The sequence below is a fragment of the Rhizobium freirei PRF 81 genome (assembly GCF_000359745.1).
GTDB lineage: Bacteria > Pseudomonadota > Alphaproteobacteria > Rhizobiales > Rhizobiaceae > Rhizobium > Rhizobium freirei.
Genome location: NZ_AQHN01000088.1, coordinates 116171 through 140735, shown reverse-complemented (window position 1 = coordinate 140735; position 24565 = coordinate 116171). Strand labels below are relative to the sequence as shown.

General features: G+C 60.8%; 23 protein-coding genes. 7 read left to right on the top strand and 16 right to left on the bottom strand.

The genetic code is table 11. The features are described from left to right. Window positions 1–50 precede the first annotated feature (50 nt). Window positions 51–374, top strand: a complete 324-nt coding sequence (locus RHSP_RS27640; protein WP_004126602.1) for a hypothetical protein — start codon at window positions 51–53, stop codon at window positions 372–374. Between the two features lie 3 nt (window positions 375–377). On the opposite strand, the gene RHSP_RS27635 is transcribed toward RHSP_RS27640, so the two are convergent. Next, a complete protein-coding gene (locus tag RHSP_RS27635; RefSeq protein WP_004126599.1) occupies window positions 378–986 on the bottom strand; it encodes a DUF2026 family protein in 609 nt (202 codons plus the stop codon). A gap of 313 nt (window positions 987–1299) precedes the next feature. Here RHSP_RS27635 and ftsZ point away from each other — a divergent pair, with 313 nt between their 5' ends. Next, complete coding sequence (gene ftsZ, locus RHSP_RS27630) at window positions 1300–2307, top strand: cell division protein FtsZ (RefSeq protein WP_037154950.1); 1008 nt, start codon at window positions 1300–1302, stop codon at window positions 2305–2307. A gap of 64 nt (window positions 2308–2371) precedes the next feature. On the opposite strand, the gene RHSP_RS27625 is transcribed toward ftsZ, so the two are convergent. The 3 genes from RHSP_RS27625 to RHSP_RS27615 are packed head-to-tail and all read right to left on the bottom strand — an operon-like array spanning window position 2372 to window position 3981. Then, complete coding sequence (locus tag RHSP_RS27625) at window positions 2372–3094, bottom strand: RNA polymerase sigma factor (RefSeq protein ID WP_037154947.1); 723 nt, start codon at window positions 3092–3094, stop codon at window positions 2372–2374. Between the two features lie 37 nt (window positions 3095–3131). Beyond that, window positions 3132–3455 (bottom strand): cupredoxin domain-containing protein, encoded by a 324-nt coding sequence (locus RHSP_RS27620; protein WP_004126590.1) that lies wholly within the window; start codon window positions 3453–3455, stop codon window positions 3132–3134. Between the two features lie 7 nt (window positions 3456–3462). Continuing rightward, on the bottom strand, window positions 3463–3981 hold the full coding sequence (locus RHSP_RS27615; RefSeq protein WP_004126586.1) for a DUF4142 domain-containing protein: 519 nt from the start codon (window positions 3979–3981) through the stop codon (window positions 3463–3465). Between the two features lie 366 nt (window positions 3982–4347). Here RHSP_RS27615 and RHSP_RS34930 point away from each other — a divergent pair, with 366 nt between their 5' ends. The 3 genes from RHSP_RS34930 (at window position 4348) to RHSP_RS27605 (ending at window position 7300) form a co-directional block, all read left to right on the top strand. Further along, window positions 4348–4494, top strand: coding sequence for a hypothetical protein (locus tag RHSP_RS34930; protein WP_157385454.1), 147 nt, complete (start codon window positions 4348–4350; stop codon window positions 4492–4494). A 415-nt stretch (window positions 4495–4909) separates the two neighbouring features. Beyond that, window positions 4910–5824: a CheR family methyltransferase gene (locus tag RHSP_RS27610; protein WP_157385453.1), complete on the top strand. Its 915-nt coding sequence runs from the start codon at window positions 4910–4912 to the stop codon at window positions 5822–5824. Window positions 5825–5827: 3 nt separating this feature from the next. After that, the gene (locus RHSP_RS27605) at window positions 5828–7300 is read left to right on the top strand and encodes an oligosaccharide flippase family protein (RefSeq protein ID WP_004126580.1); all 1473 of its coding nucleotides are present in this window, start codon (window positions 5828–5830) and stop codon (window positions 7298–7300) included. 310 nt (window positions 7301–7610) lie between these two features. Here the strand turns inward: RHSP_RS27605 and RHSP_RS27600 are convergent, their stop codons facing one another. Next, a complete protein-coding gene (locus RHSP_RS27600; protein WP_004126578.1) occupies window positions 7611–7928 on the bottom strand; it encodes a hypothetical protein in 318 nt (105 codons plus the stop codon). A gap of 501 nt (window positions 7929–8429) precedes the next feature. Between RHSP_RS27600 and RHSP_RS27595 the strand changes: the two genes are divergently transcribed. Continuing rightward, on the top strand, window positions 8430–9404 hold the full coding sequence (locus tag RHSP_RS27595) for a UDP-glucuronic acid decarboxylase family protein (protein ID WP_004126576.1): 975 nt from the start codon (window positions 8430–8432) through the stop codon (window positions 9402–9404). After that, complete coding sequence (galE, locus tag RHSP_RS27590; protein WP_004126572.1) at window positions 9401–10375, top strand: UDP-glucose 4-epimerase GalE; 975 nt, start codon at window positions 9401–9403, stop codon at window positions 10373–10375. The genes RHSP_RS27595 and galE overlap by 4 nt, the downstream gene beginning before the upstream one ends. Window positions 10376–10378: 3 nt before the next feature. Here the strand turns inward: galE and RHSP_RS27585 are convergent, their stop codons facing one another. The 11 genes from RHSP_RS27585 to nirB all read right to left on the bottom strand — a co-directional run bounded on the left by RHSP_RS27585 (window position 10379) and on the right by nirB (window position 24563). After that, a complete protein-coding gene (locus tag RHSP_RS27585; protein ID WP_004126570.1) occupies window positions 10379–11608 on the bottom strand; it encodes a glycosyltransferase family 4 protein in 1230 nt (409 codons plus the stop codon). After that, the gene (locus tag RHSP_RS27580) at window positions 11605–12345 is read right to left on the bottom strand and encodes a class I SAM-dependent methyltransferase (protein ID WP_004126567.1); all 741 of its coding nucleotides are present in this window, start codon (window positions 12343–12345) and stop codon (window positions 11605–11607) included. The genes RHSP_RS27585 and RHSP_RS27580 overlap by 4 nt, the downstream gene beginning before the upstream one ends. Then, on the bottom strand, window positions 12342–13652 hold the full coding sequence (locus tag RHSP_RS27575; RefSeq protein WP_004126565.1) for a glycosyltransferase: 1311 nt from the start codon (window positions 13650–13652) through the stop codon (window positions 12342–12344). Before RHSP_RS27575 ends, RHSP_RS27580 begins: the two co-directional genes overlap by 4 nt. Next, the gene (locus RHSP_RS27570; protein ID WP_004126564.1) at window positions 13649–14872 is read right to left on the bottom strand and encodes a glycosyltransferase family 2 protein; all 1224 of its coding nucleotides are present in this window, start codon (window positions 14870–14872) and stop codon (window positions 13649–13651) included. The genes RHSP_RS27575 and RHSP_RS27570 overlap by 4 nt, the downstream gene beginning before the upstream one ends. Then, the gene (locus tag RHSP_RS27565) at window positions 14853–16676 is read right to left on the bottom strand and encodes an ABC transporter ATP-binding protein (protein ID WP_004126563.1); all 1824 of its coding nucleotides are present in this window, start codon (window positions 16674–16676) and stop codon (window positions 14853–14855) included. Before RHSP_RS27565 ends, RHSP_RS27570 begins: the two co-directional genes overlap by 20 nt. Beyond that, on the bottom strand, window positions 16673–17674 hold the full coding sequence (locus RHSP_RS27560; protein ID WP_037154852.1) for a glycosyltransferase family 2 protein: 1002 nt from the start codon (window positions 17672–17674) through the stop codon (window positions 16673–16675). Before RHSP_RS27560 ends, RHSP_RS27565 begins: the two co-directional genes overlap by 4 nt. Continuing rightward, window positions 17658–17783, bottom strand: coding sequence for a hypothetical protein (locus RHSP_RS35920; protein WP_276307851.1), 126 nt, complete (start codon window positions 17781–17783; stop codon window positions 17658–17660). Before RHSP_RS35920 ends, RHSP_RS27560 begins: the two co-directional genes overlap by 17 nt. Window positions 17784–17896: 113 nt before the next feature. Beyond that, window positions 17897–19129, bottom strand: a complete 1233-nt coding sequence (locus tag RHSP_RS27555; protein WP_004126561.1) for an SAM-dependent methyltransferase — start codon at window positions 19127–19129, stop codon at window positions 17897–17899. After that, window positions 19101–21755 (bottom strand): nitrate reductase, encoded by a 2655-nt coding sequence (locus tag RHSP_RS27550; RefSeq protein WP_004126560.1) that lies wholly within the window; start codon window positions 21753–21755, stop codon window positions 19101–19103. Before RHSP_RS27550 ends, RHSP_RS27555 begins: the two co-directional genes overlap by 29 nt. After that, complete coding sequence (gene nirD, locus RHSP_RS27545; RefSeq protein ID WP_004126557.1) at window positions 21755–22102, bottom strand: nitrite reductase small subunit NirD; 348 nt, start codon at window positions 22100–22102, stop codon at window positions 21755–21757. The genes RHSP_RS27550 and nirD overlap by 1 nt, the downstream gene beginning before the upstream one ends. Window positions 22103–22112: 10 nt before the next feature. Then, a complete protein-coding gene (gene nirB, locus RHSP_RS27540) occupies window positions 22113–24563 on the bottom strand; it encodes a nitrite reductase large subunit NirB (RefSeq protein WP_004126555.1) in 2451 nt (816 codons plus the stop codon). Between the last annotated feature and the right edge of the window lie 2 nt (window positions 24564–24565).

Here is a 24565-nt window from a genome sequence, read left to right as displayed (position 1 = left end):
ATGCGCTCGGCGGCGAGAATGGACGACGATGGCTGCGGCATATGTGACGAATGCCTCGCACCGTGATGACGAGCGAGGAAAGGGACCCGTTAGTCGACGAATTCCCGGAATTCGAACACGCTCTTGCCCGGCTGCCCGACGGTTACATCGAAGGACGCTTTCAGGGACGCCCCTGGAGCGCGACCGTGAAGCGGTCGGCCGACGGCAAGCGGATCTGGCTCTATGGTGAAGAGCTTGGCGGGGCCGACATAGTCAGCTTCAATCTTTATGTGCTTGCAGGCGCAAAGCCTGCTCTCAAGCCCTGCGAAATGTCATCATCGAAGGTCGTTGATTTCGTGCTGGGCTTCAGGCCGATCCCGGTTCGCAAATCATAAGGCTCACCATGCGCCGATAAGCGAGCTGCCGGTAAGGGGGAGGTCTCTGAGTTTCCCTTGCCGGTCGTTGACGGATATCGAAGGCTGCATCTGTTTGGGAGATTTTCGGAACCAGTTGGAGGCGATGCCGGCAAGGTCGCCGATCACAGCGTGCTTGTGCCAGTCTGCGAAGCGTCGGGCCATCGCCGCCGGTTCGGACTGATAGAAGAAATCGCCTGAACCGCTGAGATCGTTGATGGATGGAGCCATTGCTGTCAGCGGACGCTGGAACATCTTCGACGCTATTCCAAGCTCGCGCGCGGTTTCGGCAAAGGCTGGCGCCATGAAATCGATCGCCCAGCCATCAGCTTCCACCCAGCAATGAAAATTGTCGCCGGCACCGGTCACGTAACCGTCTTCGCGGTGGTCTGCGAAAAGCAGAACCGTCCCTCCGAAATTGTATGCGGCAAGACCGCCCTTGGGCGTGGCTCTGATCTTGTAGTGCTGTTCGAGGATGAAGGCGCCGAATGTGCTGAAGTACATGCTGGCGACGGCGGGATTGCTATTTTCGTTGACGACCAGGCTATTGATGACCCGATAAATCCGATGGTAGTCGCTTTGCTTGATCAACATGGTCGCTCACCTGCTCATTCTATGGCTTTCAGCCACCACTAGGCGACGACGCCAACGATGTAAACGAGGTAGGACCCACTGTAGCCTTGGCCGGTGATCGACTATCTCATCGCCACAGATTTCCAGATGCGGGTCATATCGTGGGATCCCCTCAAGCTCATTGCTCATTAAATTGTGGAGGGAAGCCGGCCGGTGCCGCAATGCGCACATGTTCCCCGGTAAGATCCCTATGTTCAGCGAATCGCCAAGGTCTCTATTCTGGGAGGCCGCAAGCGATCCCGTTTGAGAGTGACTTGATCCAATGGAGTTCTTCATGACCGACATCCGCACGCCCATATCTGGGGTGATCCCCAAGATTTCCATCGTGGGCGTTGGCGGCGGCGGCGGCAACGCAATCAACAACATGATTGCCGAAAAGCTCCAGGGCGTCGAATTCATCGCGGCCAATACGGATGCTCAGGCGCTCGCGACATCGAAAGCGACCAGGCGCATTCAACTTGGGGCGCAGGTAACGGAAGGTCTCGGCGCCGGCTCCTTGCCGGATATCGGCCGCGCGGCGGCCGAGGAAACCATCGATGAGATCATGGATCATCTTCACGGGACGCATATGTGCTTCATCACTGCCGGAATGGGTGGCGGTACGGGGACAGGCGCCGCTCCGGTTATAGCCAAGGTCGCGCGGCAGGCAGGCATTCTGACGGTCGGCGTCGTCACCAAACCCTTTACCTTCGAAGGCAACCGTCGCATGCGCACCGCCGATGAAGGTATCGAGCGGCTTCGCGAAAGTGCGGATACGGTCATCGTCATTCCCAATCAGAACTTGTTTCGTATTGCAGACGCGACCACCACCTTCGCCAATGCTTTCGTGACGGCGGACAGGGTCCTCTATGCCGGCGTGAGCTGCATCACGGATCTGATCGTTAAGGAGGGCCTCATCAACCTCGATTTTGCCGACGTCAAAACCGTCATGCGTGGAATGGGTCGGGCCATGATGGGAACGGGCGAAGCGTCGGGACCGGGCCGCGCCCTGAAGGCGGCGGAGGCTGCCGTCGCCAACCCGCTTCTGGATGACATGAGCATGAAGGGCGCGCGAGGTGTGCTGATCTCCATTTCCGGCGGAACGGACATGACGCTGTTTGAGGTGGACGAGGCCGCAAGCCGCATAAGGGACGAAGTTCTCACTGACGCCGATATTGTTGTCGGAGCGATCTTCGACAGAAACCTCGATGGGGTTTTCCGGGTGTCGGTCGTTGCAACCGGTTTGGATGGTGTCGCAGCACCCGCTAGCCAGCCCGAGCGGGTCGGTGTGGACTGGCAGTAACGGATACCTGAGCGATCGGTTCAGGCCGGTTCGATTCCGGCCCAACCCCAGCTCATCGCCCCGATTATGTTCTGTTCGGCTGAGCAACTCGCAGCTGCGCGATGACGCGGTCTGCCATCGCGACGCATCGCGCTCCGTCGAACGGGAACAGCTGCGTGAATGCTCCCACCAACTGCTTTTCGATCGCGGTTCGCATCATCTTGCGTGCGCGGTGTAGCCTGGTTTTCGCTGTTGCCGGCTTGATGCCGAGATATGACGCGGCCTCCTCGGTGCTCATCCCTTCGACGTCCCGCAGCACGAAGATCGCACGGAACTCGTCAGGCAACCCATCGACCGTCCGCTCAAGCAGACGGCGCGCCTCGCCACGGGAAAACTCGGTCTCGGGGTCTGCGCCCGAGAGCGGGGTTGGAAATTGCAGCAGCTCGCCCCGTCCTGCTTCTACAGTCATGTCGATCTCCTCCAAACCGACGTTTGGCCGGTGGCGTCGTACGCGCCCGAGCGCTTCGTTGAGCGTGATCCGGGTGAGCCAGGTCGAAAGTTGTGCCTCGTCGCGAAATGCGTTGAGATGTGTGAAGGCGTGCACATAGGTCGCCTGGACGATATCTTCCGCTTCCGCGTCGTCGCGGACGATGGCGCGGGCCGATCGAAACAGGCGACGGTTGTGCCGCTGCACAAGGATACGTATGGCCATCTCGTCGCCCGTCCTGGCGTGGACGACGAGATCGGTATCGGATAGCGCTGCCATGTCCGGCACGTGCCTCGACGCCGCAGTGGGGATGCCAGCCATGATCACTCCAGCATAGTTCAGTGCATCCACGCCCAGCCTATGGCTGGACATCAAGCGTGCCCGTCATCATCGGATGAAAGCGGCAATAGAAATCCACTTTCCCCGCCTGTTTGACCGTCATGCTTTTTTGCGACTTCGGCGGCAGGTCGATGTCGAAGCTCTTGTCGCGTGCGGTCGCGCTATGGCGGAATATATCATCATTACGCCAGGTGATCACATCGCCGACATGCAACGGCGGCACCGTGCCGAACTGCATATGGGCGATGATGATGTCGTGATTGGCGGCCACCGCGATTGCGGGGCCTCCAACCACGAGCCCTGCGAATACCAACGCCGCAAGGATGCGAAACGGAGAACGCATGGCGAGCCTACTTGACCATCGACGCAAGGTGCTCGGCATGCGTCTGGTGCTCCTTGAAGAGCTTCAGACCAGTCTGCAGCAGCGATTTCAGTTCATCATTCTGAGCCGACGGGATCAGCAATGTCTCAAGCGCTCCGTTGACCTGCTTGTGATAGGCCACTTCGTTATCGACATAGGCCTTGTCGAACGCTGAGCCATGAAGCTTGGAGAGTTTCGTCAGCTCCGCTTTGGCGGCAGACGACAGCGACTTGCTGGTGTCGTTGTCTTCGGGCTTGACTTTCAATTTCTTGAGCAGGGCAAGCGCCTGTTTGTTCACGGCCGCGTGGTCGCGCTCCATTGTCTCGGCGAATTGCCGAACCTCGGCGTTCTTGCTCATCTTGAGAGCCTGCTTGGCGGCCGCGATGTCGATCTCGCCAGCCGTGTAGGCGATATGCGCGATCTGCGGATCCGTCGGTTTGTCGGCGGCGAACGCCGCGGTCGCGAGTGCCGCAGCCATCGCGGTTGCCGTGAGAAGTCTCTTGAACATGTTGGTCTCCTATCCTCCATGGGAAAACTCCAGACGCCTTCGGCACCTGAAACAGCCGTTAGATGCGGTTGCCAGCAAAAGGTTCCCGAAAATCTTTTCTTGCTCGGCATAGGCGCCCGTTTCGGCCGGAACGAAGAGAGCGGTCCGCCCTTGCGGCAAAGCCTTTGCCATTGCGCGGCGAAAAAAGCCTATCGCCATCGGCGAACAGGTGGCCGACCAGCGCAATGGTGCCTGCCGCAAACGGCCACAACCTGATGATTGTTGGCGGCGGGGCGGGCCTGCGGGTGTGCCGCTACTCCATTTGGCCGATAGTCCGACACGGTTTGCCGAATTGAGACAAAGGATGGACAGCCCTAAAACTCTAGTATGAAGAAGTCCCAGATCGCCTCGGCCCTGAATTTCCCATTGATCGCCGGCTATCTGGCGGCCATGGCGACGCTGCGCCGCTGGGTTTCTACCATGATTGTGCCCGGACCGATCTCGGCAATGGAACCAAGCAGATGCGCCAATTGATATATGCTCGCCGATGCAGCAGCGTCGTTTGTTCCGTCTTTGACGTCGTCAGCCCGCGGGCTTTTCTCCCGGCGCCGGCGATTGTGCGGACATATTTCGCAAGGCATTGGTCGCCGCCGTCTCCTCCCGAGCCTTGGGCTTTTCATCCTCCACCATAGAGCCTTGCCCAACACCGCCAGGAATTTTTGTACTCGGTCGGACAGTCGCTCCTTGCATCATGAATGCAGCTCGAACTCAATCGACGCTGCCGAAACCAGTCGGCCTCTTCGGACATAGATTTCGGCAGGCTTCAGGTGAGTTCTTCGATGACGGCGCAGGTCATCTTATCGGCTTGCGATTTGTCCCGACCCGATTCAGGCCCCCATTGCCTGCCCGATCTCCACGGGATCTGTCGGCAATTTCGAAGGAGTATTCGATGTCGATGACCATGACTGGTTTCATCTCTCTCCGTCAGGTCCCCCGTCGCCTTTGTCGTGCGGTTTGGGAGACCATCCCAAGCCCCGTGCGGCAGACGCCGCTCATGTTTCGCGCCGGACGGTACATCTACCGAAAATTCACGCGGAATACCGTGCGGCTTCAGACCCACTATACCCATTTCATGCGCAACCCACCGCTATTGTCGGTGATCGAAGCGCTCGCCTCGCAATTTCCGCGCGATGCTCAAGTCAAGATCGCGTCGATCGGCTGCAGTACGGGCGCCGAGCTCTATTCGGTCCTCTATGCGATCAGGCGTGTCCGCGATGATCTGCGCCTTACGGCATATGGCGCAGACATATCCGACACCGTCGTGGAGGTGGCAAGGCGGGGGATCTACCATCCGGATGTCCCGGCGGCTCAAGGAAGCGCCTACGCTGCGGGCAGGGCGGAGGTCGCAAGTGTCGACGTGTCATCGCTTAGCGAGTTGCTGCAGCCTCTTCCAGATGGATCGCTACGAGTGAGAGACTGGCTCAGACAAGACATCACCTGGCTGACGGCCGATGCGACGGACGACAGTCTCCAAGATCTCTTGGGGCGGCAGGACTTCCTGCTGGCGAACAATTTTATGGGGCCGATGGAAGATCCGCTGGCCGAAAGGTGCCTGCGCAACATGATAAGGCTGGTCGCTCCGGGCGGATATCTGTTCGTCGACGGAATCGATCTCGACGTCAAGACCCGGGTGCTGAAGGCCTCCGGATTGCGGCCTGTGCTGACCAGTCAGGAGGAAATCTGGGCGTCTGAGGGTGCGAGGGGTGGGTGGCCCTGGCTTCGCTGGGGCCGAGAGCCGCTCAATCGCAGCGAGGCTGACTGGGCTATCCGATATTCCATCATCTTTCATCTGGGAGACCGTTAGCCCGTGAGTTCGCAACCGGTTGGAGCCGTGGAACGTCAGTTCGTCCCGTTGATCGTATCCGGCGGAATCTGGATCGTCACGGCCAAGATTGTTTCGCAGCTTTCGCAGGTCGCGACGTTCCTGGTCGCAGCGCGCATGCTGAGCCCGATGGAGTTCGGGCTTTTCGCATTCGTTTCCGCCATCGCCACCTTGCTTGTGGTGGTGGCGGAAGGCGGATGGGCGGAATTCATCATGAAGGCGCACGATGGTGACGATTGCTTCGATCAGGTCGCCACCATCTCGCTCATCAGCGGCGGCTTATTTACCGCTGTTGGCGTAATCGCCGCCGCCGTCTTCTACACCCGCACGGCCGACGAAACCCAGAGTGCGCTTATTGTCCTGTTCAGTTGCTGGATGTTGCCCGCGGCGCTCACCGCGGCTTTCGATGGAATGCTCGTCGCCCTGGGCCGCCTGCGTCAACGTGCAATCGTCAGGATCGTGGGGGAGCTGTCAGGCCTGATGACCGTAGTAGCGTTGCTCCACCTGCATGGGCATGCGTCAGCGCTGGCGGCGGGCAAAATAGTTTGCCAGCTCGTTTTGCTGGTAGGGTCGATGCAGATCGCGATGCGGCTACCGCGCCTGCGCCTGACGAGACCTATGCTTGTCGAGGTCACGGCGTTTTCGCGCCAGATCGTCGGCAACCGCCTGCTCGTCTTTCTCGGCTCCTATTCGGGCACCCTCGTTGTCGGAAGTTTTCTCGGAATAGCGGATGCCGGCTTCTACCGCGCGGCCGAGCGTGTCGTCGCCGTCGTTGCAGAGTTGCTGGGCGAGCCGGCGCGCTCGTTGAGCTGGGTGGTTTTCCGGCGTGCACATCAGCAGCCCTCGGCACCGGGGCGATCGGTCGGCTTGGCCGGTGTCCGGTTCCTGCTCGTTCTCTTCGCCATCGCCGCGCCCATGTATCTCGGACTGGCACAGATATCCGAGGCTGTCGTACGGCTGGTGCTTGGAGAAGTGTGGATGCCTGCGGCGTCCATAATCCCCTTTCTTTGCTTGCGTCAGCTGCTGCTTGCGCCGGGCTACATCAACGAGGCTTCGCTATCCGTCGTTGGAAACATTCGATACCGGCTTCCCGTCACTCTGCTGAACGTCGCCGTCTCGCTTGGGGTTGTCGTCATGGTCGCTCGCTTCGGGCTACGGGAACTGGCGATCGCGCAATGCTTCACGGCGGCCTTCGCGCTGGTGACCTGCATTGGATTGCAGTCGAAGATGGCGAATGTGGATTGGCTGGAGATTTCGAAGGGTGTCATTCTGCTGATCGTGCCGCCGAGCCTCGTCATGCTTGCGACGGTGGCTCTGGTCCGGCATGATTTTTCCCGCGACTTGTCCTGGCGGGTCGTTGTTGCCCTCCAGATCGGCGCCGGCGCTCTGGCCTATGCTGCCGTGCTGATAGCTCTGGTTGGACTAAGCAGGCGCCTGCGCTGGCTAACCTTGGAATAGGGGCACCAAAAGGCTCTGCCTTTAAGGGCCTTTTCCAACTTGGTCTGACATCGCCGGCGCTCGGTTTGTCGCCCAGCTGCCGATCGCGCAACGCGTAGCGTCCTTAAAAGCCTGGCGATAGCGGGAACGCATGGCCAGGCAAGAGAATTGTCATATGCGCATGTAATGGAGCTGCACGGCATGGGCGACCGTTAGTGTAGCAGAACCGGGAATTGGACAAGTAACGCGATCCAGAAGGCCATGCCGGCTTTCGATGGCATGGCGTAGTCCTGGGCGCCTCTTACAGCAGGTAGGAGGGTGGCTGCGGCCGCTATCTCCGGCGGCTCTCCGTGCCGAGCTCTGCATCAATACGATTATATGTAGCCTGGATCATGTCCATGTCGCTGAGGTGGCTGGCAACGGCGACTTCGATCATCAGGTTGGCGACGGCGGCGTCGACGCGCAGATTCTTGGTCCGGCGGGCCTTGCTCACCAGGGCGGCGGCCATATCCTCATCGCCACCAAGGGAGAAATAGAGGTCCAGTGCACTCTTGAGAAAACGCGTACTGCGGTAAGAGGACGACTGTGGCGCAAGATCGCCTTCTTTTTGCATGACCAGCGTTACCGCTCTATTTTGGATCTCACTCATCCGAATTTCCCGCAATCCTTGAGACTATTCATGGTGTTCCGCCTATCTAACCTGCCAAAACTAGCCCGAGCCTGACCTCTTGAAGCTCGCGGCCATGGTGACCTCGAGCGGATCGCCGGGATGCCCGCATCGTTAAAGCATGGCGCGGTGACGAGAAGGAGGGCGCCGAAGTCTTCGAGATCGTGGCGTTTCACCACTTGTTGGGGAGCAAGGCGGCAGCACCCATTCTGAGAACTGTCACTCTCAATCAGACTAAAGTCTGATCCATGACTCGACCTTAGTCCGAAGACACAATCTTTGGTCCTATTGCCATGGATTGCCCTGACCGCTGCGCCAGTTTTCCGGCGATGGGAGCGGCGGAATATCCGCCTGCCTTTGAAACGCATATGGAGAAGTTCGATGAACATGAACGGCATCCTTGAAAGCGGCATTCTCGCTCCGACGCTTGCCGCGGTTTCCGAACGCCATGGCGTCACCGCATCGGCTGCGAGATAACCGGCCATGCAGCAAACAAAGCGAATTCTGGTTACTGGCGGTGCAGGTTTCCTCGGCTCATTCCTTTGCGAACGACTTTTGCAGGAAAAGCAGGAGGTTATTTGCGTCGATAACTTCTTTACGGGACGCAAAAGCAACGTCTCGCACCTGCTTGAGAACAAGTCCTTCGAAATCGTCCGTCACGACATCACCTTTCCCCTCTACGTCGAGGTCGACGAGATCTACAATCTCGCCTGCCCGGCGAGCCCGGTCCACTACCAGTTCGATCCGGTACAGACGACCAAGACCAGCGTCCACGGTGCGATCAACATGCTGGGCCTCGCCAAACGGGTCGGCGCCAAGATCCTCCAGGCCTCCACCTCCGAAGTCTATGGAGATCCCGAGATTCATCCGCAGCAGGAGAGTTACTGGGGCAGGGTGAACCCGATAGGACCGCGCTCTTGCTATGACGAGGGCAAGCGTTGCGCCGAGACCCTGTTCTTCGATTACTGGCGCCAGCACCGGCTGCAGATCAAGGTGGCGCGCATCTTCAACACCTATGGTCCAAGGATGCGTCCGGACGACGGCCGGGTCATTTCCAACTTCATCGTCCAGGCACTGCAGAACAAGCCGATCACGGTTTATGGCAGCGGTCAGCAGACCCGCTCGTTCTGCTATGTCGACGACCTCATTGACGGTCTTGTGCGGCTGATGGGGACAAAGGACGAGGTGACCGGCCCGATCAATCTTGGCAACCCGGCGGAGTTCACGATGCTGGAGCTTGCCAATCTCGTCGTAGAGCTGACCGGAAGCCGGTCGGCGATAAAATACCTGCCCCTGCCTGCCGATGATCCAAGACAACGGCAACCGGATATCGGGGTTGCATCGCGCGAACTCGGCTGGAAGCCGAAGGTTCAGTTGCGGGCCGGGCTTGGTAAAACGATCGCCTATTTTGAGGACCTGCTGTCGTCCGGCGGTTCGCACGCGATCGCTGCCGAATGAAAACCGTCCTCGTCACAGGAGGAGCCGGTTACATCGGTTCGCATTGCTGCAAGGCGTTCGCCAAGGCCGGGTGGTCGGTTGTCACCTACGACAATCTGTCCCGCGGCTGGCGCGACGCCGTGAAATGGGGTCCGCTGGTCGAGGGTGACATTGCCGATGCGCAGGCCGTCGCGGCAGCGCTGCGCCAGTACCGCCCTGATGTGGTCGCCCATTTCGCCGCCTATGCCTATGTCGGCGAATCCGTCGAATTTCCTGAACTCTACTATCGGAACAATAGCTTCGGGACTTTGGTGCTCATCGAGGAAATGCTGAAAGCCGGTATCAACCGGCTGATCTTTTCAAGCACCTGCGCATCCTATGGCATTCCGGCGTATACGCCGATCGATGAGGCCCATCCACAGTGGCCGATCAATCCCTATGGGTGGTCGAAATTCATGATCGAGCGGATGGTGGAGGATTTCTCGCGAGCCCGCGGCCTCAATGCGGTGATGCTGCGATATTTCAATGCCGCCGGCTGCGATCCCGACGGCGAGATCGGTGAGCGGCACGAGCCCGAGACCCATGTGGTTCCGCTCGCCATAGAAGCGGCGATCAGACCGGGCCGGACTTTTACCATCAACGGCACCGATTTCGACACGCGCGACGGCACCGCTATTCGCGACTACATCCACGTCAGCGATCTCGCGCAGGCGCATGTCCTTGGCGGAGAAAAGCTGCTGCGGGACGAAGGCGTGCATGTCTACAACCTCGGCACCGGCAACGGAACGACGGTGAAAGAATTGGTCGATGCCGTCGGCCGCATTTCCGGGCAAAGCCTCCCCGTTGCCTATGGCTCTCGCAGAACCGGCGATCCACCGGCTCTCGTCGCCGCGGCCGGCAAGGCAGAGGCGGAGCTTGGATGGGTGCCTCGTCATTCGAGTATCGACAGGATTATCGAGACGGCGCTTGCCTGGTATCGCAGCCGGATGTGATCCTTACCTGCTTGTCGCTGTCAGAAAATCATCGAGCGCGGCGCCGACCGCTTCGATCGAGAATTTTTCCGTCACCCGTCTTCGGGCGGCCGCGCCAAGCTTTGTCCGAAGGGCTCCATCGGCTCTCAATCTCGCCAGGGCCTGCGCAATTTCCTCCGGCTGCTCCTGTCTCACCATAAGGCCGCCCGAGGCCTCGCCGTCGGCCAAAATGTCCGGCAAGCCTTGTGCATCCGAAGCGACGACGGGAAGACCGCAGGCCATGGCTTCTAATGGCGCGACCGGCATGCCCTCGACACGGGAGGCCGTGACATAGACGTCGGCGGCCGACAGCCAGCGCCGGATCAAAGTCCGATCCGTCGTATAGCTGGAAAGCCACCGCACATTCGACGGGCCGCTTTCACGAAGCAGCTTTGCAAACGCCTGGCTGTCCTGGCCGGAGCCAATGATGACCAGTTGGGTGAGAGGATCGTCGCCGAAGCGCGCCCAAGCCTCCAGCAGAACATCGAGCCCCTTGCGGCGAATATCGATGCGCCCGTGATTGAGGACGGTGAAGCAATCCTGCGTCAGGCCGAGGCTGGCTCGCGCCTCCACGCGATCCATCGCTTGCCATTCCCGTGTATCCAACGGATTGGGGATATCCGCAATATCTGGAGCAATGCGCGGATAGGCCCTGGCAAGGCGGCTGCGTTCTGCAGAGGACGCTACGATCAGGCCGCGGCATGCGCGCAGGGAAAGCTGTCTCGCTGCAGCCTCGATCCACGACAGCGTGCGATCCCCTCCCTGAAAGGTGGCGTAAAGCGGAACGTTTAAGCCACGCGCCAGCCAAGCCAGCGCGTCGAAGCGCGTATATTCATATTCCTGGGCAAGCAGCAGATCACATTTGGAGCGGGAAAGGATCTCGCGAAAGGCGGAAAGCGGCGTTTGAGACCAGCGTCGCAGGCTATAAGCGGCGGGGGAATGGCCTTGCAGGGGCCGCCGTGCCGGGGCGATCCAGATCGGCGTGCCCGTGCCGAAATGCTCGTAGCACTCAATCTTCGTCACCCGCTCGGATGCACAGACGATGATCGGCTTTTGGCCCACCGAACGCAGCGCAGCCGCATAGCCGAACAACCAACCTCCCGTCATCCGCTCGACGAAATCCTGAAGTTCGAGTCCGATCGGCTCGAGAAACTCCTCGATCACATCTCCCCATGGAAAGAGGGCTATCACCTTGGACGTCTGGTCACCTGTCATTTGCGCCAGGCAAAGGCCGTCTCAGTACCGCGGGTGGAGGGCCGGTGCATCAGATAGCCGAGGAAGGTCACGGGCGCCGCGAGCGCATAGAGCACCTTGCGACGACGGCGTCCGATGCGGGAAAACGAAATGTCATGGAAGAATGCCGTGGCGGCGTTGATGAAGGTGGCGCGCTTTTCCGGCCGCCTGTCGAACAGCGCTGCGAGTTCCGGGTCCCGGTATCCCCGCCTGACATGGCCCCATTCGCGCATCAGCTCGCTTTCATGCGGGCAATGGCGTTTCATGACGTTGAAATAGGGGTAGTGCCAATTGACCTCAGGGGTGGAGATCAGGACATATCCACCCGGCCGCACCACCCGCAATGCCTCCTGCGCGGCGCGGCGGTCGTCTTCGATGTGCTCCAGAACGTCGAACATGGTGACGATATCGAAACTGTCGTCATCCATTGGCAGCGAACAGGCGTCGCCGCAAATGAAGGTCGATTTCGCCCAGGACGGTTGATGGTCGCCAAGCTCCGGGTCGATGTCGAGTGTGACGATATCAGCTTGCGGATAGAGGATGCTGGCAAGGCCGCTGCGACCGCCGCCGATTTCCAGCACCTGTCCGGTGCCTCCGGTTTCCACCGGAGCGACCCGATGGATGGCACGCATCTTTTCGCGATAGAACAGACCGTCCGTCAGCCCGTTCGGATAGGGGTTCCCGGAGAGAAACTGGCGGAGCGCCGCTTTCTTGATCATCGTGGTATTCCTTTCTCAGCAGTTGCGGCAGTCCCCATCGGGATTCGCCGCATTCTCCAGCCGAAGCGCAGGAGAAACTGCAGGCCGGCGAGCCAGCCCTGTACTTCAGCCGCCAAAATTCCGAGCCTGCCCGGAGGTCCTTCGAAGAGCGCCTTGACGAAGGTCTTGGCGAAATAGACCGGCAGTTGCTTGCCGATGCGCACGATGTTGCCGCGATCGCCGAAATTATCGTGCTGCGTCACCAGAGCCGCGACATGGCCCTTCATATAGGCTTTGATCTGCCGCCTGAGGCCGGGCCAGTCGCTGCGATGGTGGTGGAAGACGACGGCCCGAGGCTCATAGAAGCACACGCCGCCGGCCGCAAGCAGCCGGTACCAAAGCTCGGAGTCCTCGGAGCATCCAGCAGCACCCGCGCCAAGGCGTTCATCGAACAGGCCGACCCGTTCGAATACGGAGCGGCGAAAGGCCATGTTGGCACCGGCGCCGATCTTCCAGACATGCGCTCCGCTCGGCCGCGTCTCCTCAAAGAAGCGCCTGTCGAAGGTGAGCGGCACGAAGGTCGAACCAAACCCGCCCATCGTGAACTGAAAGGAGCATTGCGCCGCCGTATCGAGACGCGCCGGCAGCACAAGGCCGGTGAATGCATCTACATCCTGTTGCGCAAAGGCGCGCGCGATCTCCGCGGTCCAGCCTGGATGGGCTTCGACGTCGTCGTCGGTGAAGGCGATGATATCAAACCGGCTTGTTTGAACGCCGGTGTTCCGGGCCCGGCTCAAGCCGGCGTGGGGCTCATGGACATAGCGAAAATTGGGGAATTGCCTGCACACGTCCCTGGCATTCCCGTCTTGGGAATTGTCAACGACGACGACCTCACCGGGCGTGCTGCGTTGCGCTGCCAGGCTGCTCAGGCATTTGCTCAGAGCCGGACCGCGATCGCGGGTGCAGATGACGACGGAGATATCCTGCGCCGGAGCGAAGGATGGAGTTGCGATCGCGTCGAGCGCCTCTACCAGATTTTCCGCTTCAAGCGCTGCCTCCAGCGAGAGCGCAGGCTTTGGCCATCCTTCATAGGTGGCTCGCAACGGTGCGCCGAGCCCGATGCTGCGCGCTTCCAGTTGCGCGGCCGCATATTCGGCAGCAAGCTGGCGCAATTGAGAGGTCCCGTAGGGTAGCTCGTCCTCCAGCGAGGCTCGTGCTCCCAGTGGCAGGTCCTTCCACCAGAAGATCGACAATGCGGGCGCGCGATGGCTACCGCTATCGGCATCAGCAAGATCGATATGCCTGACCTCAAAACGTTCTGTCCTCATGAATTGCGCTCCCGGATCGACCTGATGCGGGCGCATGAGCGATCATATTCGCCGGCAAGGCCGTAGATCCCGCCCCACAGCTCCGCTATGCCGAAACGCAGCTCATGACCACGCAGCCGGCGAGCGGCGCGAGCAAGCGCCTTCAATTGATCGAAGAACCACCAGCGGACCATGGCGCGATGGCGCGCCCGCATCTCGTCATCGGTGCGATAGCTCTTGACTAGAAAGGCCATCATGCCGAGGCCCCAGGTCCAATATTGCCGCCTGAGCTGCGGAATGGTTTCGCGGTGCTCGTGATAGACGGCATATTCCGGCTCATAGATCATCGGGCGTCCGGAGCGTAGAACGCGGTAAAAGATATCGAGATCGCCACCTCCGGGCAGCGGCGCTCCCGTATCGAGCGCCTCATCGAAGCCGCCGAGTTCGATCAGCAATGCGCGGTCGAAGGCCATGTTGCAGCCGGCACCGAGAACGCCGGCCCCAACAGGATGGAGCGGGTTGTCGAAGCGAGCCTTGTGAAACTCCCTCCGGGCAAAGCCGCGGCCAAACCCTCCACGTCGCTCGAAGAAGATCTGCGCTTGCGTGTCGAGACGAAACGGCAGCACAAGGCCTGTGAAGCCGCCGACGCCAGGGTTGTCGCGGCACGCCTTGGCAAGGCCTACAAGCCAGTTGCGGTCGACTACGACATCATCATCCAGATAGGCGATGATATCGCCCCAGGCCGCGTGAAGGGCGGCGTTTCGGGCGAAATCAAGCCCAGCCTTCGGTTCGAAAACATAGCGGATATCACGGAAGCTCTCGACCGCCTCGCGCGTGGCCGTATCCACCGAAGCATTGTCGACAACGATGATCTCGACGAACTGAAAAGCGGTGTCCGTCCGGATCCGGTCGAGCGAGCACAATAAACGGGAGAGGCGCTGTGCACGATCCTTGGTGCAGATGGCGATGCTGAGGCTTGGCAGCGGCGCGTCTTGCCCAGGCGACCGCACCGTCAGTTCCTCCTCCAGCTTTGCAACGAGGATACGTTGCGCAAAGCACTCGTTGGCAAGAGTTCTCAGGCTTTCGATCGTCAGCGTCGATCCGGCTGGCTGCTCGATCATTTCAAATGCAATCAGCCGGCCTTGCCACCGTGCGACCAGGCCGACACCGGTCTGTTCCGCCGAGAGTTCGATCGGCGCCAAGGGCTCCGACAACTCGATATCAATTAGCTTGTAACTCATGACCCAACTCCCGGCCGTCACGGCGGCCGTGCTGAAATTCGTGGAGCCTGGAAAAATGTCCCTGCCGTTTGAAGAGCTCATCCGGCGAACCGGTCTCGACCACGCGGCCCTTTGTCATCACGATGATCTGATCGGCCGCGAGAACGGTCGAGAGCCGGTGAGCGATCACGACAACGGTGCGGTTATGCGAGTACTCGTCGAGCGCCAGCTGAAACGCCTGTTCGGTTTCGGCGTCGAGCGCGTTCGTCGCCTCGTCCAGAAGCAGAATATCGGGATTTCGAAGGATCGTCCGGGCGAGCGCGACGCGCTGCCTTTGCCCTCCCGACAGGCGCATTCCCTGATCGCCGATCCGCGTCTCGTAGCCATCCGGAAGCAGCCGGATGAAATCGTCCGCCCTGGCGATTTCGGCAGCCTTGCGGATCTCGGCCGGCCCGGCCTCCAGATTGCCATAGGCGATGTTGGCGGATATCGCGTCATTGAAAAGGTGGACCTCCTGCGACATCAGCGACAAGCGCTTGCGCCAGCTGCGAAGATCGAATTCGGGAAGAGGCATTCCGTCCGCCGCGATCTCACCGGACGTCGGATCCATGAAGCGAAAGAGCAGCGCCATCACCGTGGATTTTCCGGCCCCCGACTCGCCGACGATCGCCGTGGTCTTGCCGGCGGGAATGCTGAAGGAGACGCCCTCCAGCGCCAGTGGTTGTCCGGGCGCATAGCGGAAAGAGACATTGCGGAATTCGACGGCTTGCCTGAAGGCCGGCGCCTGTACATGGCCCTCCGAGAGGAAAGGCTTCTCCGTCGTCCGCAGAAACTCATCGACGTCGTCGATGCTGCCGGCGAGCCCGTCCAGCGCGATCTTCGATTGCAGCAGCTCACGGGTAGGGCCCTGAAGACGATATAGCAGCGAGAGAAACGCGGCCAGCGCTGCAATGCCCAAGCCAACTGATTGCGCGACGAGAACGAGCGCGCCAATGAGAATCGTGATCGAGATTTCCGAGACTGGCCCGGGTGTTGCCCACAGCATATCGAGCTTCAGGAGGCGTCGCCGCACATTGTCGGAGGTCTTCCGGAAGCGATTGCGTTCATAGTCTTCCTGGGCGAAAGCGCGGATCAATTGCAGCGCGTTGATGCTCTCCCACATCCTCAAGCCGAACTGCTTGTTTTCTTCGACAACGGCCTTGCCGGTCTCGTCTGCGCGGCGCGTGGCCAGGCGAATGGCCATGGCCCCGAAGAGCAGGAACATCATCGAGAAGAAAGTCAGCCGGATGGAAATCAGAAGCATCAGCAGCATGAAGACGATGAAGGTGCAGAAGCAGATCATCAAACGATAGGCGAGGCTCAGGGCCTGACTGACCTTCCAGGTGTTGTTGGCAATTGTCGTAATGATATCCGAGCGCTTGTTCTCCACCCTATAGTCGACGCACGAGCTGATCGTCTGGTCGAAGACCCTTGCTCTCAGCCGATGCGCAACGAGACCATCGACATACCGGGTCACCCAGGTATTGATGAGATGGACGGCATTCTTGAGGAGGATGCTGACGCACAGCACGCCCACCAGGAAAGCCGTCAAATGGCTCTGCGGAATAGGCGCCAGCAACTGGTTGAAAATTCGCTGCCATTCCCCCTCCTGCGCCGTCGCAGCGCCGAGGCTCTGAATGAGGGGAATGAAGAGAAAGAGGCCGGCGCCCTCAAGGACTGCGGCGGCAAGGCCGAGCCCGACGATGGTTGGTCCTGCCCAAGTAGGCGCCTCCGCCAAGCGGATAAGCCGCCGCAGACGCGCGAGGAGAGAATTGCCCGACGTCACTGGATCGTCTCCGTATAGAGCGGTCGCAGTTCGGCGTTTCTTTGCAACCCCCTCAAGCGGGCTTTGAGCCAATCGGGAACCAGCCTGGCGCGGCAATATACGTCCAGCATGTTCGGCAGGCTCGAAATCGCCAGGCGCGGCTCCAGTGCTAGAAATCGCCTCAACAGATCACAGCCGTCGAAAAATCGCCCGCTGACAAACGCTCTGACGACGAGCCAGTGAATCATGTCGACCAAATGGGCGTCGAGGTCGCTGCCGTATTGAGGATATTTTCTACGATACTCGGCAAGGACGATTTCGCACGAAGCGAGCATCCGCTTGACGTCGCTCGACATATTGGTGTTCGTCATACGATAGCCGATCAGGTGTTGCCGTATGACGCGGAATTCGTAGCTCTCCGCAATTCTGAGACAGATCAGAAGATCCTCGCAGCCCTGGGCATTGCGTGCCCTTAAGGACGGGTCGAACTGCCCGGCTTTTTCGAACGCGGAGCGACGCATCAGCATCGAGCTGCCGTTGCCGACGAAATTGTTTCTGCACATGCGCTGCAGCACATGGCCCTCGTGGCCTGGCTGATTATGGAGGGAAAACACGCGGCTGTGCTCGTCGATGAGCGCATACCAGCAATAGGCCAATCCAACCGACGGCCCGCCCTCGTCAAGAGCTTGCCATTGAAGGGCTATCTTTGACGGAGCCCATAGATCGTCAGCGTCGATAAATGCGAGAAATTCGGCGTCGGTTGCAGCTGCACCAGTGTTGCGCGCCGCGGCAACGCCGCTGTTGGCCTGCCGAAGGATCCGGATCCGCGGATCCTGCGTCGCGTATTCGGCTGCGATTGATAGCGATCGATCCGATGAACCATCATCGACAATGATGATGTCAAGCGCCCGATGCGTCTGTCGGCAGATGCTGGCCAAGGTCGCGCCGATCGTTCGTTCGGCGTTGTACATCGGCACGACGACCGCAACCGTCGCACTTCGCTTAGGTTCCACAGTCATTGCCACCCTTGGCGATGAGGCCGACGCAACCGATGATGCCGTCGTCGGCGAAAGCATTGGCAAATGCCGGGGCAAGTGTGCCGCGTTCAGGGATGCCGTTCATGCTCATCGACCTTCTCCGCATCGGTTACGATAGCGGCTGATATCCCGCCGCTTCCATCGCCGGAAACAACTGGCGCAAAGGTCGGCGCAATCCATGGCAATAGGACTAAAGAATGCGTCTTAGGACCAAGGTCCTGTCATAAATCGGACTTTAGTCTGATGGAGGGCAAGGTCGGGCATCATCTCCGATCCTAGATGTCCACCCCGGTGGCGCGTAGCGGCGTCAGATTGTGCTGCCTGAGCAGCGCGGGCGGCAATCGCCAGATGGCCTTGGTGTCGGTGAGTTTGCGTGGCCGAAGCAATGCCCGGCACGATATCCACCGGGATGCGCTCCGCCTCGAGGCGGGCGATCCCTTCAAAGTCGCACCCGAGCATCGTCGGATCGCCGGATTTCAACCGCACCACGCATTTTCCAGCTTTTGCGAGCTTCACCATCATGTCGTTGATGTCTTCCTGGCGGCAGCTCGTGCGGCCACCGCGCTTGCCAACCAGCATGCGCTTGGCTTCACGCCGGGCAAGCTCCAGGACATCCGTGGAAACCAGATCGTCGAAGAGGATCACGTCGGCCGCCTGGAGCGCCCGTATCGCCTTAAGGGTCAGTAGCTCGGCATCGCCCGAACCGGCTCCAACGAGGATTACTCGTCCCCGGCTTGGAGACTTTGCCGAGACGCGGGCGGCGTCCATCAAGACGGCGGCTTTTGTCCGCTCGTCGGGCGCAGGACCGAATGCGCGGTCGCAAAAACGCTCCCAGAAAAGGCGACGCTGCGGTCCCGGAGGCAGGCACTTGTTGATTTTGTCTCTTATCGACTGGGCAAGCTCGGCCCAGCTTTTCAGCGATTGCGGCAGGACGGCTTCGATGCGCCGGCGGATCGCTTGAGCGAGGATCGGCGCGGCACCGTCGGTCGAAATCGACACGATGACCGGCGAACGGTTGACGATCGAGCCGAACTGGAACTGACAGAAGGCTGGCTTGTCGATGACATTGACCGGCACACCAGCCATACAGGCGGCTTCGAAAAAGGCCTGGGCGTCGCTGTCTTCCTCGCAATCGGCGATGGCGATGGCCGCACCTGCAAAGCTTGCTTCATTCCACACCCGTGGGTGATGGGTGAAGCCGGCTTGCGGATGGTCGGCGCCGCGCAGGATCAGCTTTTCGAACGTGTCGGAAAGCGCGTCTGCATAGACATGCACTTGCGCACCGCAAGCGGCGAGAAGCTCCGCCTTCCAGGCCGCCGCATCCGAGCCGCCAGCGACGATCACGCGTTTGCCTTCAAGCGCCCAGAACACCGGCAATTTGGCAAGCGGCGCGATGCGGGTGGGTGCGTCACTCCGCGGCAGCTGCAAGACATCCATCGATGATCCCTCCGATTTCGGCGCGGCAGGAGCCGCAGTTGGTGCCGGCTTTGAGCTCTTTGCCCACCGCCTCGACGCTGTGGCAGCCACCGCGAATGGCCGCGACGATCTGGTTGACGCCGACCCCGAAGCAGGAGCAGACGGTGGCGCCGGGATCGGGCTTGTCCGCGCCTGGACGACCGGCGGCGAGAGCGAAGCGCTTGCGCAGATTGGTGTGTTCGGCGGTGAGCTGGGAGATCGCCCAGCTTCGGGCGACGGCGACCGGCTGTCGGGCGACGAACAGAGCCGCAAGCAGCCGCTCCCCATCGAAGAAGGCGAGACGCAGATCGCCGGAGGCTTGATCGGCATAGCCGAGCGGCTCCAGATCGGTGGGGATATCGAACGTCGCGCGGCACCATCCCACCCAGTTATCCGGCGCCAGATCGAAGGCAAGTTCGGTCCGCCATCCACCGTTGGTCCTGGCGAGTGCCCAATAGGGGCTATCGAGATAGCGCGGCTTTGCTGCAGAGACCGCGAAGCAATAATGCGATGCCCGGAAACGACCGGCGCGAACCGCGACATTCTTCGAGGCCGGCTGGCCGGACAGCGGATCCGTGACAGGAGCAACCACGGCGTCGATCCGCGCTGCGGCCGCGAACTGGTCGTTCCAGTGCATCGGCACGAACAGGCTGCCGCGCGCCTGCCGCTCCGTCACCAAAGCGCGGACGATCACCTTGCCATGCGGGCTTTCGATCTCAACCAGGCTGGCTTCCGCGACACCGATCTCGATCGCGTCGCGCGGATGGATCTCGGCAAAGGGCTCGGCGATATGGCCGGAAAGCCGCGGGCTTTTGCCGGTCCGGGTCATGGTGTGCCAATGATCGCGGATGCGGCCGGTATTGAGTGTCAGAGGAAAACGGCTATCGGTTCGATTGCCTGCCGGAGGCTCGATCGCGACAAAGCGCGCCTTGCGATCGGGATGATAAAACCCGCCATCTGCGAAGAAGCGCGTCAGCTTTGGTGTCGCTCCGGCGGGCTGCGGCCATTGGAAAGGTTGAAGTGCCCCATATTCCGCTGTAGCGGTCGTTTCATAGGCGCCGATATCGAAGTCGCGGTTGCCGCCATTCTCGAAGGCGGACAGGGCTGCATGCTCGGCAAAGATGTCGGCCGGCGAAAGATAGTCGAAGCCTGGGAAACCCATGCGTTTTGCAACTTCGGCCATTTGCCACCAATCCGCCCGGGCGCGTCCGGGGGCATCGAAGAAGGGACGCTGGCGGGAAATGCGGCGTTCGGAATTGGTGACGGTGCCGTCCTTTTCTCCCCAGCCAAGTGAGGGCAGCAGAACATGCGCGTGCCGCGTCGTATCCGTCTCGCGCAGGACATCGGAGACGACGACGAAGGGACAGGCCTTGATGGCGGCCTCGACCGCGTCGGCATCCGGCATGGAAACGACCGGGTTGGTCGCCATGATCCAGAGCGCCTTGATTCGGCCATCGGCGACGGCGCGGAACATGTCGACCGCTTTCAATCCTGGCTCTGCGGCAATCCGCGGTGACTGCCAGAAGCGCTGCACGCGGTCTCGGTCGCCTGCGCTTTCGATTGCCATATGGGCGGCAAGCATGTTGGCAAGGCCGCCGACCTCGCGGCCACCCATGGCGTTCGGCTGACCGGTCAGCGAAAACGGTCCCATGCCGGACCGGCCGATACGGCCGGTCGCTAGGTGACAGTTGATGATGGCGTTCACCTTGTCGGTGCCGGACGAGGATTGGTTGACGCCCTGGCTGTAGCAGGTGACGACCTTTTCGGTCGTGGCAAACAGCCGATAGAACTCGCGAAGCTGCATGGCGGGCAGGCCGGTCAGCTCAAGCACCTGATTGAACGACAAGGCGCTGGCGGCGGCGAAAGCCTCGGCAAAGCCGCCGGTATGTTCGGCGATGTAGTTCTGGTCGATCGTATTGCTTGCGATCAGATGCTCGAAAAGACCCATGAACAGCGCCACGTCGCCATCCGGCCGGATCGCCAGATGCAGGTCGGCAATATCGCAGGTCATCGTCCGGCGTGGGTCGATGACGACGATCTTCATGCCGGGCCGCGCCGCCTTGGCGGCGGCGATGCGCTGGTAGAGCACCGGATGGCACCAGGCAAGATTGGCGCCTGCCAGCACGACGAGATCGGCGAGTTCCAGATCCTCATAGGTGCCGGGCACCGTATCCGAACCGAAGGCGCGGCGATGGCCGGCAACGGATGACGACATGCAGAGCCTGGAATTGGTGTCGATATTACCCGAGCCGATAAAACCCTTCATCAGCTTGTTGGCGACGTAGTAATCCTCGGTCAGCAACTGCCCGGAGACATAGAAAGCGACGGCATCCGGCCCGTATTTCTCGATCGCATCCGCAAACTTTTCAGCGACGAGATCGAGTGCCTCGTCCCAGCTGGCCATTTGGCCGGCAATTTCCGGATGCAGCACGCGGCCGTCGAGATCGATCGTCTCGGCAAGCGCCGACCCCTTGGAGCACAGGCGCCCGAAATTGGAGGGGTGGTCGGGATCGCCTTTGACGGAGACCCTGCCGTCGTCGCCAACCTTGGCGATGACGCCACAACCGACGCCGCAATAGGGGCAGGTTGTCTTGACCTCGGTTTCCATCATTCGGCCGCCATCATCAGGCTTTCAAGCGCGATGAAGAGAGCGCCATTGTCGTTGCGGACCGGAATGGTCCGCACTTCGCCCTGGTCCGCGCCGAGCGCCTTGCCGGTTTCGAGCGAGATCACCCAGTTGTGCAGCGGGCAGGTCACGGCCGTTCCGTGAACGATGCCCTGGGAGAGTGGCCCGCCTTTGTGCGGGCAATGATCTTCGATGGCGAAGACCTCGTTTTCAGCCGTTCGGAACACGGCGATCTTGCCCTGCGGAGTTTTCACGCAGCGGGCGCCGCGCAGCGGAATGTCCGAGATCTCGCCGATTGCATGCCAGGTTTCCTTTGGCCAGGTCGTCATATCCATCTCCTCACTCTGCAGCCTGATGGAAGCCGACGGTCGCCATCGGCTTGAACTCGTGCTTGTCCTTGCCGGAGACGCGTTCCGACCAGGGATCGACCTGCGCAAATTTCTGGCTGAAGACGAAGCGCTCGTAATAGGCCTTGCGCTTTTCCTGATCCTGCATGATCTGGCGGCGGATCTCGTCGAGGCCAATGCGCTTCGCCCATTTATAAATGCGTTCGAGATAGCGGGCCTGCTCGCGGTACATCTGTGTCAGCGCGACGATATGTTCGAGCGCCTCGTCCTCGGTCCTGACGAGGCCCAGAACCTCCGTACCCTTGATGTCGAGACCGGCGGCACCGGCGAAATGGATTTCGAAGCCGCTGTCGACGCAGATGACGCCGATGTCCTTGCAGGTCGCTTCGGCGCAATTGCGCGGACAGCCGGAGACGGCCATCTTGAGCTTTGCCGGGGTCCAGGACCCCCACATGAATTTCTCGATGCGGATGCCGAGGCCGGTGGAATCCTGCGTACCAAAGCGGCACCAGTCGGAGCCGACGCAGGTCTTCACCGTACGCAGGCCCTTGGCATAGGCCTGGCCCGATATGAAGCCGGCCTTGCCGAGGTCGGCCCAGACGGCGGGAAGATCCTCCTTCTGCACGCCGAGAAGGTCGATGCGCTGGCCGCCGGTCACCTTCACCATCGGGATCTCGAACTTGTCGACGACATCGGCAATGGCGCGCAGCTCGTTCGAACTGGTAACGCCACCCCACATGCGCGGCACCACGGAATAGGTGCCGTCCTTCTGGATGTTGGCATGCACGCGCTCATTGATGAAGCGCGACTGGTAGTCATCGGCATATTCGTCCGGCCAGTCGCAGACGAGGTAGTAGTTCAGCGCCGGGCGGCACTTCGCGCAGCCGCAGGAGGTCTTCCATTCAAGCTCCTGCATGATGGCAGGGATGCTCTTCAACCCTTTGGTCTTTATGAGTCTTCGGACATCGTCATGGCCGAGCTCGGTGCAGGTGCACATCGGCTGGACGGCGGCCGGATTATAGCTGTCGCCCAGCGTGATCGACATCAGCTGTTCGACAAGGCCGGTGCAGGAGCCGCAGGAGGCCGAAGCCTTCGTGTGGGCACGCACGTCGTCGAGCGAGGTCAGGCCCTTGGCAGTGATGGTCGAGGTGATCTTGCCCTTGCAGACGCCGTTGCAGCCGCAGATTTCCGCATCATCCGGCAAGGCTGCAACGGCCGCCATAGGGTCCAGCGGCGACCCTCCCTGATAGGCCTGGCCGAAGATCAGGGTTTCGCGCATCTCGGAGATGTCGGTCGCCTTCTTCTTCAGATCGTTGAACCAGGCGCCGTCGGCCGTCTCGCCGTAAAGCACGGTGCCGATGATCTTGTTGTCCTTCAGCACCAGGCGCTTGTAGACCCCGGCTGCCGCATCGCGCAGGACGATCTCCTCGCGGTCGTCGCCATCGGCGAAGTCGCCGAGCGAAAACAGATCGATACCGGTGACCTTCAGCTTCGTCGGCGTGTCGGAGTGCACGAAGGCGGCGCTTGCGTCGCCGGCAAGATGCGCGGCGGCGACGCGCGCCATCTCGTAAAGCGGCGCGACAAGGCCGTAGATCATGCCGCCGACTTCGGCGCATTCGCCAAGCGCCATGATCGAGCCGTCCGAGGTCTGCATGCCGTCATCGACGACGATGCCGCGGTTGACGGCGATGCCCGCCTCCCTGGCAAGGCCGATATTGGGGCGAATGCCGACGGCCATGACGACGAGCGTGGCGGGGATCACGCGGCCATCGTCAAGCTCGATTCCTTCGACCTTGCCGTTGCCGACAATCGCCTTGGTGTTGGCCTTGGTGATGACCTTGATGCCACGTTCCTCGACCGCCTTTTGCAGCAGATAGCCGGCAGCCGGATCGAGCTGGCGTTCCATCAATGTCGGCTGCACATGCAGAACGGTAACATCCATGCCGCGCAAATTGAGGCCGGCCGCCGCTTCCAGACCCAGAAGGCCGCCGCCGATGACGATGGCCTTGGCGCGTGACTGTGCAGCCAGCAGCATCGCCTGTACGTCGTCGAGATCGCGATAGGTCAGAACACCAGGCAGCTCCTTGCCCGGAACGGGAATGATGAAGGGAACGGAGCCGGTGGCGATGACAAGCTTGTCGTAGCTCTCGGTGACGCCATGGTCCGAGGTGACCGTCTTTGCCGCCCGGTCGATGGCGACGATCTTGTGGCCCTTGTAGAGGGTGATGCCGTGCTTGATGTACCAGCCATCGCCATGAATGATGATCTGCTCGTAATCCTTCTCGCCTGATAGCACCGGCGACAGCATGATGCGGTCGTAATTGACGCGCGGTTCGGCGTTGAAGATCGTGACCTGATAGAGGCCGGGCGCCTTTTCCAGAAGATGCTCCAGCATGCGCCCAGGCGCCATGCCATTGCCGATGATGACAAGTTTTTGGGTCATGA

Bases quoted from the DNA above. Each gene is read 5' to 3' on its own strand.
- RHSP_RS34930 (WP_157385454.1), top strand. From the start codon at position 4,348: ATGAAGAAGTCCCAGATCGCCTCGGCCCTGAATTTCCCATTGATCGCC.
- galE (WP_004126572.1), top strand. From the start codon at position 9,401: ATGAAAACCGTCCTCGTCACAGGAGGAGCCGGTTACATCGGTTCGCAT.
- RHSP_RS27575 (WP_004126565.1), bottom strand. From the start codon at position 13,652: ATGAGGACAGAACGTTTTGAGGTCAGGCATATCGATCTTGCTGATGCC.
- RHSP_RS27610 (WP_157385453.1), top strand. From the start codon at position 4,910: ATGTCGATGACCATGACTGGTTTCATCTCTCTCCGTCAGGTCCCCCGT.
- RHSP_RS27570 (WP_004126564.1), bottom strand. From the start codon at position 14,872: ATGAGTTACAAGCTAATTGATATCGAGTTGTCGGAGCCCTTGGCGCCG.
- RHSP_RS27560 (WP_037154852.1), bottom strand. From the start codon at position 17,674: ATGACTGTGGAACCTAAGCGAAGTGCGACGGTTGCGGTCGTCGTGCCG.
- ftsZ (WP_037154950.1), top strand. From the start codon at position 1,300: ATGACCGACATCCGCACGCCCATATCTGGGGTGATCCCCAAGATTTCC.
- RHSP_RS27600 (WP_004126578.1), bottom strand. From the start codon at position 7,928: ATGAGTGAGATCCAAAATAGAGCGGTAACGCTGGTCATGCAAAAAGAA.
- RHSP_RS27585 (WP_004126570.1), bottom strand. From the start codon at position 11,608: ATGACAGGTGACCAGACGTCCAAGGTGATAGCCCTCTTTCCATGGGGA.
- RHSP_RS35920 (WP_276307851.1), bottom strand. From the start codon at position 17,783: ATGAGCATGAACGGCATCCCTGAACGCGGCACACTTGCCCCGGCATTT.
- RHSP_RS27640 (WP_004126602.1), top strand. From the start codon at position 51: ATGCCTCGCACCGTGATGACGAGCGAGGAAAGGGACCCGTTAGTCGAC.
- nirD (WP_004126557.1), bottom strand. From the start codon at position 22,102: ATGACGACCTGGCCAAAGGAAACCTGGCATGCAATCGGCGAGATCTCG.
- RHSP_RS27555 (WP_004126561.1), bottom strand. From the start codon at position 19,129: ATGGATGTCTTGCAGCTGCCGCGGAGTGACGCACCCACCCGCATCGCG.
- RHSP_RS27595 (WP_004126576.1), top strand. From the start codon at position 8,430: ATGCAGCAAACAAAGCGAATTCTGGTTACTGGCGGTGCAGGTTTCCTC.
- RHSP_RS27615 (WP_004126586.1), bottom strand. From the start codon at position 3,981: ATGTTCAAGAGACTTCTCACGGCAACCGCGATGGCTGCGGCACTCGCG.
- RHSP_RS27550 (WP_004126560.1), bottom strand. From the start codon at position 21,755: ATGGAAACCGAGGTCAAGACAACCTGCCCCTATTGCGGCGTCGGTTGT.
- RHSP_RS27580 (WP_004126567.1), bottom strand. From the start codon at position 12,345: ATGATCAAGAAAGCGGCGCTCCGCCAGTTTCTCTCCGGGAACCCCTAT.
- RHSP_RS27620 (WP_004126590.1), bottom strand. From the start codon at position 3,455: ATGCGTTCTCCGTTTCGCATCCTTGCGGCGTTGGTATTCGCAGGGCTC.
- RHSP_RS27635 (WP_004126599.1), bottom strand. From the start codon at position 986: ATGTTGATCAAGCAAAGCGACTACCATCGGATTTATCGGGTCATCAAT.
- nirB (WP_004126555.1), bottom strand. From the start codon at position 24,563: ATGACCCAAAAACTTGTCATCATCGGCAATGGCATGGCGCCTGGGCGC.
- RHSP_RS27625 (WP_037154947.1), bottom strand. From the start codon at position 3,094: ATGGCTGGCATCCCCACTGCGGCGTCGAGGCACGTGCCGGACATGGCA.